Here is an 11,581-nt window from a genome sequence, read left to right on the forward strand (position 1 = left end):
CTCCGACGGCTGGTCGCAGTTTCCCTGGTACTGGAAAATCATCGACTATTTCTGGCATCTCACGCTGCCGCTGATCTCGATGGCGCTCAGCGCCTTCGCCACCATGACGCTGCTCACCAAGAACTCGTTCCTGGACGAGATCCGCAAGCAATATGTGATGACGGCGCGCGCCAAGGGCTGCAGCGAGCGCCAGGTGCTCTACAACCATGTCTTCCGCAATGCGATGCTGATCGTGATCGCGGGCTTTCCCAGCGCCTTCATCCGCGCCTTCTTCGCCGGCTCGCTCCTGATCGAGACCATCTTCTCGCTCGACGGGCTGGGGCTGCTCTCGTTCGAGAGCGTGCTGAACCGCGACTATCCGGTGGTGTTCGGGACGCTCTACGTCTTTTCGCTGCTCGGCCTCGTGGTCAACCTGATCTCCGATCTCGCCTATATGTGGATCGATCCCAGGATCGATTTCGAAGCGCGGGAGGTGTGAATGACGATCACCGCGCCGCCGCCGGTCGAGACCACGGTGCAGACGCCGCTCGGCGGCGCCGTGCCGATCACGCGCCATCCGTTCGAGCCTTCGCCGCTCAACCGCAGGCGCTGGCAGAACTTCAAGTCGAACCGGCGCGGCTACTGGTCGTTCTGGATCTTCCTTGCTTTGTTCTTCATCTCGCTGTTCGCCGAGCTGATCGCCAACGACCGGCCGTTCCTGATCAAGTACGACAGCCATCTCTACTGGCCGGCCTTCGTCAGCTATTCCGAGACGACGTTCGGCGGCGATTTCGAGACTGCGGCCGACTACCGCGATCCCTATCTGCAGAAACTGATCAAGGACAAGGGCGGCAGCATCGTCTGGCCGCTGATCCGCTTCTCCTCCAGCACCCAGAACCTCGACCTGCCGACGCCGGCGCCGTCGCCGCCGACCTGGATGCTCACGGAGGCCCAGTGCAAGGACATGGTGCAGAAGAAGGGCCTCTCCGGCTGTCGCGATCTCGAATACAACTGGCTCGGCACCGACGATCAGGGCCGCGACGTCGTCGCGCGGCTGATCTATGGCTTCCGCATCTCGGTGCTGTTCGGCCTGACGCTGACGTTCTTCTCGTCGATCATCGGCGTCGCGGCCGGCGGCATCCAGGGCTATTTCGGCGGCTGGATCGATCTCCTCTTCCAGCGGCTGATCGAGATCTGGACCTCGATCCCGGAGCTCTATCTGCTCCTGATCCTCTCCGCGGTGCTGGTGCCGAGCTTCTTCACGCTGCTCGGCATTCTGCTCTTGTTTTCCTGGGTGTCGCTGGTCGGCTTGGTGCGCGCCGAGTTCCTGCGCGGCCGTAATTTCGAATACATCCAGGCGGCGCGCGCGCTCGGCGTGTCGAACGCGGTCATCATGCTCCGGCACCTGTTGCCGAACGCCATGGTCGCGACCATGACCTTCCTGCCGTTCATCGTCTCCTCCTCGGTGATGACGCTGACCGCGCTCGATTTCCTCGGCTTCGGCCTGCCGCCGGGCTCGCCATCGCTCGGCGAGCTGCTGTCGCAAGGCAAGAACAACGTGCAGGCGCCCTGGCTCGGCCTCGCCGGGTTCTTCTCGGTCGCGATCATGCTGTCGCTCCTGATCTTCATCGGCGAGGCGGTGCGCGACGCCTTCGACCCGCGCAAGACGTTCAGGTAGGGCGCGATGGACACCGTCAACCAGCCGCTGCTCGGCGTCCGCGACCTCTCGGTGGCCTTCCACCAGCAGCGATCGACCTCGCTCGCCGTCGACAAGGTGTCGTTCGAGATCAAGCGCGGCGAGTGCGTGGCCCTGGTCGGCGAGTCCGGCTCGGGCAAATCGGTCAGCGCGCTGTCGATCCTCAAGCTGCTGCCATACCCGGTCGCGTCGCATCCGTCGGGCAGCATCCGCTTCAACGGCCGCGAGCTCATGGGCCTGAGCGAGAACGAGATACGCCAAATCCGCGGCAACGACATCTCGATCATCTTCCAGGAGCCGATGACCTCGCTCAATCCGCTGCATACGATCGAGCGGCAGATCGGCGAGATCCTGCATCTGCACAAGCCGATCAGCGGATCGCTGGCGCGGGCGCGGACGCTCGAACTGCTGCGGCAGGTCGGCATTCCCGACCCGGAGACGCGGATGAAGAGCTATCCGCATCAACTCTCCGGCGGCCAGCGCCAGCGCGTCATGATCGCGATGGCGCTCGCCAACGAGCCCGATCTGTTGATCGCGGACGAGCCGACCACGGCGCTCGACGTCACCGTGCAGGCGCAGATCCTGGCGCTGCTCGCCTCGATCCGCGCGCGGCTCGGGATGAGCCTGTTGTTCATCACCCACGACCTCGGCATCGTGCGCCGCATCGCCGACGTGGTCTGCGTCATGAACGGCGGCAAGATCGTCGAGCAGGGGCCGGTCGAGCAGGTGTTCAGCGCGCCTCAGCATCCCTACACCCGCGCGCTGCTGGCGGCCGAGCCCAAGCCGGATCCGGCGCCGCCGCGGCCGGAGTCGCCGGTCGTGATCAGTGCCGACGACCTCAAGGTCTGGTTTCCGATCAAGCGCGGGCTGTTCCGTTCGATCGTCGGTCACGTCAAGGCCGTCGACGGCGTGAGTCTCGCGGTGCGCAAGGGCGAGACGCTCGGCGTGGTCGGGGAGTCCGGCTCGGGCAAGACCACGCTCGGGCTGGCGCTGTTGCGGCTGATCTCCTCGGATGGCCCGATCGTCTTCTTGGGCAACAACATCCAGGGTCTGAAGTTCAAGCAGATGCGGCCGTTCCGCCGGGACATGCAGATCGTGTTCCAGGATCCGTTCGGCGCGTTGAGCCCGCGCATGTCGGTCGGCGACATCGTGGCCGAGGGGTTGAGCGTGCACCAGAAGGCGCTGTCGGGGCGGGAGCGCGAGGCGAGGGTGGTCAAGGCGCTGACCGATGTCGGGCTCGATCCGGAGACGCGGTTCCGCTATCCGCATGAATTCTCCGGCGGCCAGCGCCAGCGCATCTCGATCGCGCGGGCGGTGGTGCTGGAGCCGAATTTCGTCGTGCTCGACGAGCCGACCAGCGCGCTCGACATGCTGTTCCAGGCTCAGATGGTCGACCTGCTGCGCGAATTGCAGCGCAAGCGCGACCTCACCTACATGTTCATCTCGCACGATCTGCGCGTCGTCGCCTCGCTCGCGAGCCATCTGATCGTGATGCGCGACGGCAAGGTGGTGGAGGAGGGTCCGGCCGCCCAGCTCTTCAGCCATCCGAAGAGCGACTATACAAGCGCGCTGTTCGCGGCTGCCTTCCGCAACGAGGCCACCGCCAATGGAGCGGTGGCGACCTGAGGCCATGAGAGTTCGGCCGGTTCGGGCCTCTTCGGTCTGTAGGGTGGCAAAGGCGCAAAGCGACGATGCTACGCATCGCGCGGAGCGACGTGCCCACCATTCGCTCGAAGGAGAAGCGACGCGCCCAACCGAGCGCATCAGTTTGCAGATTCGACGAATCAAACAGCGAGGCACACTGTCGTCGCCCGGCTTGACCGGGCGATCCAGCATTCCAGAGACAGTTGTACTCATGCGAGAAGTCTCTGGAATGCTGGATGCCCCGCTTTCGCGGAGCATGACAGCGGGGGACATGGGACGGCGGAGGACATGCGCTCACGTTCTCGCGACGGGATTCGTCCGAGCTTTGCCAATCCATCGCCCTCGAAATCAGGGGAGGGCGCAGGGAATGCCGGGTGGTTCAGCCTCACCCATGGCCCCCGTGCAGCAAGTAAGCACGGGGCAGGAACCACAGGTTCAGCCGAAATCACCGGCATTCCCTGCGCGATGGTGTTAACGCTTATACCGTGCTCTCCTCGGGGACCGGGCTTTCTTGCCCCCGTCGCCTCGCAGATCATCCTCTGCGGGGCTTGACGCCAGCGTCGGGGCGCCGGGACCACACGGCTTCGCCGTCCGCTTCGAGCGCGCTCGTCTTGCGCGCCAAAGCGTCCACCGCATCCCACCCCCCACGTCCGTGACGATCGCGAAACGCCCCTCCGATGGAGGCGGGACGAAGGACCATATACACGAATTCGGTAAAAAAGAAATAGGAAAATTGCGCCGAGGCCGGTGACGGCCGTGATCGAGTTGATCCAGCTCGTGAAATTTCTGTTTTGACGCAAGCGATTTCGGCTGGCTTTGGCGGACTGTTCGGCGGCGAGCGGGGCTCACTCGCGTGATTCGGCCGGTGCGAAGCATCGAGGCCGTCGTTGGGACCGCGGTCCCGGCGACGCGACGACCCTCCGCCAGAGCGCCGGCGATCATGCCAGGTGTAAGCTGGCATTGCCCGCCACGTCGGCAGTGAAGGGGGCCCGGCAGCCTCCTGATTGACGAGAAAATTTCGGTTCTTGGCCCGTTGCAGTCACGGCCACGCGCGGCGGTCGCGCTATCAGCGGTTGACACCGACCCATTGGTCCACCACCTTGTTTTCCGGGTAGATACGACCTGCCGCTTGCAGCCCTACGGGGTTTGGTGAACGTATCGCAGCCTTTCGCAGGCCTTTGCACCCGAACGACGGGTCAGCAACGCAAGCCCTGATACTCCGGTTTCGTTCGAGCAAAGGATAAAGGACATGCGCGACTTCCGTCACGCCAAGGCCATGGCGCGTACATTGCGTGCCTCACTCGGCGCCAGGGGTTTCAAGATCACTGCAAGCCAAAGCCTGGAACTGATCGCCGAGGCATTTGGCGTGGCCGATTGGAACACCCTCTCTGCCGCAATCCGGGCCGATGCGGCTGATGCCCGCAATAGCGCCGCCCCGCCTCAGTTTTCTACCACCCTCTCCGCCGGGCTCAAGTCATCGCTGCTCCGGGCCATCGCTTACGCCAGCCGGCGGAAACACCAGTATGCCACCCTTGAGCATCTGCTGCTCGCCCTGATCGATGACGAGGACGCGTCGGCAGTGATGACGGCCTGCACGGTCGATCTCGGCAGATTGAGAGAGCATCTCGTGAATTACATCGACAACGAATTGACGACGTTAATAACCGACGATGGCGAGCCCAGGCCCACCGCGGCCTTTCAGCGGGTGATCCAGCGCACCGCGATAGTGCAGTCTTCCGTTCTCGAGGAGGCGACGGGCGCAAATGTGGTCGTGGCGATCTTTGCCGAGCGCGAGAGCTACGCCGTCTATTCCTTGATGGAACAGGGGATGACGCGTTACGATGCCATCAACTATGTCAGTGGTGGCCGCGAAAAGGGAGACGGCGACACTGCGGCGTAGCTGCGGTCGCAAACTGAAACTCTGCTGTCTGTTGCTGGACCCATGGCTGATCTTCGGCTCGAAAGGAATCGGCAAGCCGTCGCGCGCCCTGCGCAGCGCTCCGTCGGATGGTCATGCGTGGTGCCGAACTTGCGGCCATCCGATCTGCCCGTCACGGGCTAGAGCCGCTTGATCGCGGCCAGTTCGCTGCCCGCCTCACGGATGCGAACAATGGCCCCGCGCGTGTCCTCGATCGCGGTGGCCATGTGGTGCGCGTTGGCGTGCACGATCGTGTCGGCATCGCGCGCGATTGCGATGTGGCCCTTCCAGAACAGCAGGTCGCCGCGCGCGAGCCTGCCGGCTTCCGACAGGTCGAGCGGCCGGCCGAGCCCGTCCTGCTGCATGTCGCTGTCACGCGGACACGCGATGCCGACGGCGCTGAGCGACACCTGGAGCAGGCCGGAGCAGTCGATGCCGAGGCTGCTCTTGCCGCCCCATAGATAGGGCGTGCCGATGAAGCGCTCGGCCACCGCGACGAAATCTGCCTCGCGGCCCTCGAGCGGACCGAGGTGCCGGCGCGGGACATACCAGCCTTCGCGCGTCACCGCGAAGAGTCCGTCGTCGCGCAGCACCGTCAGCTTCGAACCCATGACCGGCGCCTCGACCGGCGACAGCTTGATCGATGGGCCGGAGAAGGCGAGCGTTCGAAGCGCGGTGACCTTGTGCGTCGGCGCGGCCGAAGGCCTCGCGAGGGCCGCTTCGGAAATCCAGCCGACATAGCCATCGTCGCTGAGCTGCCCCCAGGCAAACCCCTCGGCGTTGCGGTCGTAGATCGTGATCCGCTCGCCCTTGATCGCCTGGGTCAGGAGCGGGGCGTCGCCGGCGGGCCGCTCGCGCAATGGCGCGATCGCATCGCAAACCTCAAACAGCTCGCCGTCGACGAAACGCGCGGCCGCAACCTGGCCTTCGAGATGCTTCGCGGCGATGTCGCCGCGCGCCGGTGTCAGGCGCGGATCACTCATAGCGTTCGCAGAGCAGCTTGTAGATGGCGCGCGCGGCCTGGCACTCGCCGCCCTCGGGCCGTCCGGGCTTCGCTGACGGCGTCCAGGCATAGATGTCCAGGTGCAGCCATGACTTGGCATGCTCGACGAAGCGCTGCAGGAACAGCGCGCAGGTGATCGAGCCGGCGAAGGTGCCGGACGCCACGTTGGAGAGGTTGGCGGTCTTCGAGTCGAGCCAGCCGTCGTAGGGCGCCCACAGCGGCATGCGCCACAGCGGGTCGTTCTCCTGCCGCGCGAAATGCGCCACGCCCTCGGCGAGCGTGTCGTCATGGGTGTAGAACGGCGGCAGCTCCGGCCCGAGCGCGACCCGCGCGGCTCCGGTCAACGTTCCCATGTCGATCAGGAGCTGCGGCTTTTCCTCATCCGCCAGCGCCAGGGCGTCGGCGAGGATCAGCCGGCCTTCCGCATCGGTGTTGCCGATCTCGACGGTCAGTCCCTTGCGCGAGGGGAAGACGTCGAGCGGCCGGAACGCATTGCCGGCGACCGCATTCTCGACCGCCGGGATCAGCACGCGCAGGCGCACCTTCAGCCTCGCATCCATCACCATCTGCGCCAGCGCCAGCACCGTGGCCGCCCCGCCCATGTCCTTCTTCATCGTCAGCATGCTCGACGAGGGCTTCAGGTCGAGCCCGCCGCTGTCGAAGCAGACCCCCTTGCCGACCAGCGTCACCTTCGGATGCGCGGGATCGCCCCAGGTGAAGTCGATCAGCCGCGGGGCGCGGGTCGAGGCTCTGCCGACGGCATGGATCAGCGGCAGGTTCTGCCGGATCAGGTCGTCGCCGACGATGCAGTTGAAGCTGGCGCCGAAGCGGGTGGCGACATCGGTGGCGGCGGCAGCAAGCTCGGCCGGCCCCATGTCGTTCGACGGCGTGTTGATGAGGTCGCGCGCCAGCATCGCCGCATCCGCCATTCGGGCGATGTCGGCGACATCGACCCCCTCGGGCGGCACCAGCCTCACCTCGGAGGCCTCGCTGTTGCGGTAGCGGCTGAAACGGTAGCCGCCGAGCGCAAAGGCGAGCGCGGCCAGCCGCGCATCGTGGGGCGCGTTGGCGAAGCGGTAGACGCCGGCCGGCAGCAGGGTCGCCAGCACGCCCGGCCGGAACAGGTCGCGTGACCTGCCGTCCTTCTCCTCCAGGCCGAACAGCACCTGCGCGATCGTTCCGTCAGCTGCGGGCAGGATCAGGCACGCGCCGGGCCTGGCGGCAAAACCGCTGGCCTCGGCGAATTGCCGCGCGACGGGCGGCAACCCGGCGCGAACCGCCTCCCAGGTCGACTTGCTCGCGAAGGTGATCGGGATGGCCGGTGCGCCGGGCGCGGTTTCGAACGGAATGGGCATGCGTGGCTCGTGGTCAGGATGGCAGCGTGACGTGACAAGACTCGCAGAGTTTTCACTTGGCCGCAATCGCCGGGCGAGGCGCTAACCGGCGAAGGCGCGGCTATGCTAGCTTGTGGCAGCTCGGGAATGATGTGGCGGCGGCCGCGATCGTTGCGACGGAACAACAGGATTGCGGGAGGTTGACGGTCATGGATGCGTTGCTCGGCACGATTGCTTTGATCGGCCATGCGATCGAGGCGGCGCTCGCCTATGTCGAAAGTCATCACTGGATCTTCGGGCTGCTTGCGCTCGGCTATATCTTCTACCTGCACGACCGGGCCTTGCATGCCCGCTTCGACGCGCTGGAGAAGCGGGTCGACGAGATCAGGAAGCGGCTGGCGCTCGATTATTGAGGGGGCGGGAACAGGGGGAACATCCTCCTCGAAGCGTTCATCCAAGGGTCCGCACGGCATTCGAACGCGGGCTTATGCCGTCGCCCCAATTCCGCGCTACTGCGGGCCAAATCCATCCGTTAACGCGCCGTTAGGGTTAACGGTTTATTGCTCGCGCGTTCAACTCGATTCAGCGCGAGTGTCAAGGTGCGAAGGCGTCCTCCAACTGGTCCTGTCCGGCTCCTGGCCTCCGCGGCCGTGACTGCGCTGCTGGCCGCGGGCCTCGGTGGCTGCCAGACCGTCTCCGACATCACGGGCTCGCTCTCGACCAGGGCCGATCCGAGCCCGGTCGCCGACCTGCAGCGGGCGGCCGAGGTCACCGGCGACCGCTACCGCGCCAACCCCAAGGACGCCGACGCGGCGCTGGCCTACGGCCAGGCGCTGCGCGCCAATGGCCAGCGCGCCCAGGCGGCGGCCGTGCTCGAGCAGGCCTCCATCGCCCATCCCGGCAACAGGGCGCTGATGGCGGCCTGGGGCAGGGCGCTGGCCGACAACGGCAGTTTTCAGCAGGCGTTCGACGTGCTGTCGCGCGCGCACTCGCCCGACAATCCGGACTGGCGCATCCTCTCGGTGCAGGGCACCGTGCTGGACCAGATGGGCCGCCACGAGGACGCGCGCAGCTATTATGCGAGCGCGCTCAAGATCGTGCCCGGCGAGCCCTCGGTGCTGTCCAATCTCGGCCTCTCCTACATGCTCGCGAAGGACCTGCCGAAGGCCGAGGAAACGCTGCGGCAGGCCTATGCGAGCCCGAAGGCCGATGCGAGGGTGCGGCAGAATCTGGGACTTGTGGTCGGCCTGCAGGGCCGCTTCGCCGAGGCCGAGGACATCGTCAAGCGCGACCTGCCGCCCGACGAGGCGGCCGCGAACGTTGCCTATCTGAAGCAGATGCTGAAGGGCAAGGACGATCCGAAGTCCGCCCGCCGCCGCGTCGGGGTGGCGCTCAACCAGCCGGATTGATTTCAACAGAACAAACTACGCTGAACGGTCGCGCCCGGCATGAGCGCCGCGCGCCTGATCGCTACATCATCGCCGAGACCTTGATGTAGGTCGGTCCGAGAATGACGACGAACAGCACCGGCAGGAAGAACACGATCATCGGCACGGTCAGCTTCGGCGGCAGCGCCGCTGCCTTCTTCTCCGCCTCGTTCATGCGCATGTCGCGGTTTTCCTGCGCCATCACGCGCAGGCTCTGGCCGAGCGGCGTGCCGTAGCGTTCCGACTGCATCAGCGCGAGACAGACCGACTTCACACCCTCGATGCCGGTGCGTTTCGCCAGATTCTCGTACGCCACCTTGCGGTCCTGCAGGTAGGACAGTTCCGCCGTGGTCAGCGTGAATTCCTCCGACAGCGCGACCGACTGGGTGACGATCTCGCTTGCGACCTTGCGAAAGGCCGCCTCGATCGACATGCCGGATTCGATGCAGATCAGCAGCAGGTCGAGCGCGTCGGGAAAGGCGCGCTTGATCGAGAGCTGGCGCTTGGAGATGGCGTTCTTCAGGTACAGCATCGGCGCCTGCAGGCCGACATAGGCGACGGCGACGCAGATGCCGATCTTGATCGGCATCGACTTCTCCAGATGCGAGATGAAGAACACGTACACGACCGACGCCAGGAACATCACGATCGGCGCCACCAGGCGCGCGAACAGGAAGGTGATGTAGGGCGCCTGTCCGCGATGGCCGGCCTGGCTCAGCTTCTCGATCGCGCTCTCCTGCGCGAGCCACTTGGTGAGGTTGAAGTCCTCCACGACCTTGGAGACGATCTGCTTCGGCGTCTGGCGCAACGAGACTTTCTCGGCCTTGTTGAGGCGATCGCGCTCGCGCTGGCGGATCCTTTCGCGCTCGCTCGCCACCGCCTTCATGCGCTTCTGCAGCCCTTCGCCGGCGAAGAACGGCGTGATCAGGGTGTAGGCGGTCGCGCTCACGGCGATCGCCGCGAACAGCATCGTCATGAAATGCGCGTCGTGGAGCTTGGTGGCCAGGAACTCGATCATGCTTGCACCGTCAGAAGTCGAAATTGATCATCTTTTTCATCACCATGATGCCAAGCCCCATCCAGACCACGCAGCCGACCAGCATCAACTGCCCGGTCGGGTGCGTCCACAGCAGCGAGATGTAGTCGGGTGTGGTGAGGTAGACGAGCAGCATCACGATCGGCGGCAGCGAGCCGATGATGCCGGCGGAGGCCTTGGCCTCCATCGACATCGCCTGGATCTTCTCGGCCATCTTCTTGCGGTCGCGCAGCACCTTGGACAGGTTGCCGAGCGCTTCCGACAGGTTGCCGCCGCTCTTCTGCTGGATCGAGACCACGATACCGAAGAAGTTGGCCTCCGGCACCGGCATGCGGTCGTACAGCCGCGCGCAGGCCTCGCCCAGCGGCATGCCGATCGCCTGGGTCTCGATGATCGCCTTGAACTCGCTGCGCAGCGGCTCCGGTGCATCGGCGGCGACGACCTTGATCGATTCGAACAGCGGCAGGCCCGCCTTGATGCCGCGCACGATGACGTCGACCGCGTCCGGCAACGCGGCGAGGAACTTCTTCTCGCGGCGCTTCTTCAGGAAGCTCAGGCCCCAGCGCGGCACGCCGAAGCCGGCCGCGAAAGCAAGCCCGATCGGACCGAGGATGCCGCCGCCCAGAAATATCCCGGCGCCCAGGAACACCACGGCCAGAATGGCCGACATCACGTAGAACTTCTGCGGCGACCAGTCGAGGCCGGCCTGCGTCAGGCGGGTGTTGAGCGAAACCTTGCTTTCCTTCTGCCGTCGCGCCTCGAGCTCCTTCAGCGAGCCCTCGACCTGCTCGCGCCGCGAACGCTGGGTTCGTTCGGTCTGGCGCTTGGCGGCCGGCTCCGGCCGCGCGACGGAGGCGCGGCGGCTCTCGGCCTTCTTCTCGCCGGACAACAGCGGATAGATGAAGACCCATGCCAGCCCGCCGACCGCGGCGGTGGCGAGAAAGGCCAGAGCCATTGCCTGTATCTTCACGGCCGGTCTCTCCTCAGGTCGGCTTGTCTTCGGCGGCGTCGAGCGCGGCGGCGAGCCGCTTCTCTTCGCCGTAATAGCGCGCGCGGTCCCAGAAACGCGGCCGGCCGATGCCGGTGGAACGGTGGCGGCCGATGATCTTGCCGTTGGCGTCCTCGCCGACCAGGTCGTAGATGAACAGGTCCTGGGTGATGATGGTCTCGCCTTCCATGCCCATCACCTCGGTGATGTGGGTGATGCGACGGGAGCCGTCGCGCAGGCGCGCGGCCTGGATGATGACGTCGATCGAGGCGCAGATCATCTCGCGGATGGTGCGCGAGGGCAGCGAGAAACCGCCCATGGTGATCATGGATTCGCAGCGCGACAGCGCCTCGCGGGGATTGTTGGCGTGCAGCGTCCCCATCGAGCCGTCATGGCCGGTGTTCATGGCCTGCAGCAGGTCGAAGGCCTCGGGTCCGCGGACCTCGCCGACGATGATGCGCTCGGGGCGCATACGCAGGCAGTTCCGGACCAGCTCACGCATCGTGACCTGGCCTTCGCCCTCGATGTTCGGCGGCCGCGTCTCCAGGCGCACCAC

10 protein-coding genes and 2 pseudogenes are annotated in these 11,581 nt (G+C 65.7%); 7 read left to right on the forward strand and 5 right to left on the reverse strand.

Annotated features, from left to right (window positions below):
• The 5 genes and pseudogenes from JOY90_RS36175 to JOY90_RS36195 all read left to right on the forward strand — a co-directional run.
• Positions 1–478 (forward strand): ABC transporter permease subunit (locus tag JOY90_RS36175; protein WP_291695878.1); only part of this gene is annotated, 478 nt, incomplete at its 5' end.
• Entirely contained in the window at positions 479–1,657 is a 1,179-nt protein-coding gene (locus JOY90_RS36180) for an ABC transporter permease (protein ID WP_291695879.1), read from the forward strand. It begins immediately after the preceding gene.
• A 6-nt stretch (positions 1,658–1,663) separates the two neighbouring features.
• Positions 1,664–3,301 (forward strand): ABC transporter ATP-binding protein, encoded by a 1,638-nt coding sequence (locus JOY90_RS36185; RefSeq protein ID WP_291695880.1) that lies wholly within the window; start codon positions 1,664–1,666, stop codon positions 3,299–3,301.
• A gap of 1,267 nt (positions 3,302–4,568) precedes the next feature.
• Positions 4,569–4,718: pseudogene (locus tag JOY90_RS36190) on the forward strand (glyoxalase superfamily protein); the annotation flags it as partial.
• A gap of 81 nt (positions 4,719–4,799) precedes the next feature.
• A pseudogene (locus tag JOY90_RS36195) lies at positions 4,800–5,186 on the forward strand (Clp protease N-terminal domain-containing protein); the annotation flags it as partial.
• A gap of 191 nt (positions 5,187–5,377) precedes the next feature.
• Here JOY90_RS36195 and JOY90_RS36200 read toward each other — a convergent pair.
• Both JOY90_RS36200 and JOY90_RS36205 read right to left on the reverse strand, forming a co-directional pair.
• A complete protein-coding gene (locus JOY90_RS36200) occupies positions 5,378–6,220 on the reverse strand; it encodes an NlpC/P60 family protein (protein ID WP_291695881.1) in 843 nt (280 codons plus the stop codon).
• On the reverse strand, positions 6,213–7,595 hold the full coding sequence (locus tag JOY90_RS36205) for a M17 family metallopeptidase (protein WP_291695882.1): 1,383 nt from the start codon (positions 7,593–7,595) through the stop codon (positions 6,213–6,215). The genes JOY90_RS36200 and JOY90_RS36205 overlap by 8 nt, the downstream gene beginning before the upstream one ends.
• 56 nt (positions 7,596–7,651) lie before the next feature.
• On the opposite strand from JOY90_RS36205, the gene JOY90_RS36210 reads away from it, so the two are divergent.
• On the forward strand, positions 7,652–7,987 hold the full coding sequence (locus tag JOY90_RS36210; protein WP_291695883.1) for a hypothetical protein: 336 nt from the start codon (positions 7,652–7,654) through the stop codon (positions 7,985–7,987).
• 186 nt (positions 7,988–8,173) lie between these two features.
• On the forward strand, positions 8,174–8,983 hold the full coding sequence (locus JOY90_RS36215; protein ID WP_291695884.1) for a tetratricopeptide repeat protein: 810 nt from the start codon (positions 8,174–8,176) through the stop codon (positions 8,981–8,983).
• A 61-nt stretch (positions 8,984–9,044) separates the two neighbouring features.
• Here JOY90_RS36215 and JOY90_RS36220 read toward each other — a convergent pair whose 3' ends face one another.
• The 3 genes from JOY90_RS36220 to JOY90_RS36230 form a co-directional block, all read right to left on the reverse strand.
• Positions 9,045–10,019: a type II secretion system F family protein gene (locus JOY90_RS36220; RefSeq protein ID WP_291695885.1), complete on the reverse strand. Its 975-nt coding sequence runs from the start codon at positions 10,017–10,019 to the stop codon at positions 9,045–9,047.
• Positions 10,020–10,029: 10 nt separating this feature from the next.
• Positions 10,030–11,007, reverse strand: a complete 978-nt coding sequence (locus JOY90_RS36225) for a type II secretion system F family protein (protein ID WP_291695886.1) — start codon at positions 11,005–11,007, stop codon at positions 10,030–10,032.
• A gap of 13 nt (positions 11,008–11,020) precedes the next feature.
• Positions 11,021–11,581, reverse strand: a 561-nt coding sequence (locus JOY90_RS36230) for a CpaF family protein (RefSeq protein WP_291695887.1), incomplete at its 5' end; no start/stop codon positions are given.

This window comes from Bradyrhizobium sp., from assembly GCF_019242285.1.
GTDB lineage: Bacteria > Pseudomonadota > Alphaproteobacteria > Rhizobiales > Xanthobacteraceae > Bradyrhizobium.

Bases quoted from the DNA above. Each gene is read 5' to 3' on its own strand.
- JOY90_RS36200 (WP_291695881.1), bottom strand. From the start codon at position 6,220: ATGAGTGATCCGCGCCTGACACCGGCGCGCGGCGACATCGCCGCGAAG.
- JOY90_RS36220 (WP_291695885.1), bottom strand. From the start codon at position 10,019: ATGATCGAGTTCCTGGCCACCAAGCTCCACGACGCGCATTTCATGACG.
- JOY90_RS36205 (WP_291695882.1), bottom strand. From the start codon at position 7,595: ATGCCCATTCCGTTCGAAACCGCGCCCGGCGCACCGGCCATCCCGATC.
- JOY90_RS36185 (WP_291695880.1), top strand. From the start codon at position 1,664: ATGGACACCGTCAACCAGCCGCTGCTCGGCGTCCGCGACCTCTCGGTG.
- JOY90_RS36180 (WP_291695879.1), top strand. From the start codon at position 479: ATGACGATCACCGCGCCGCCGCCGGTCGAGACCACGGTGCAGACGCCG.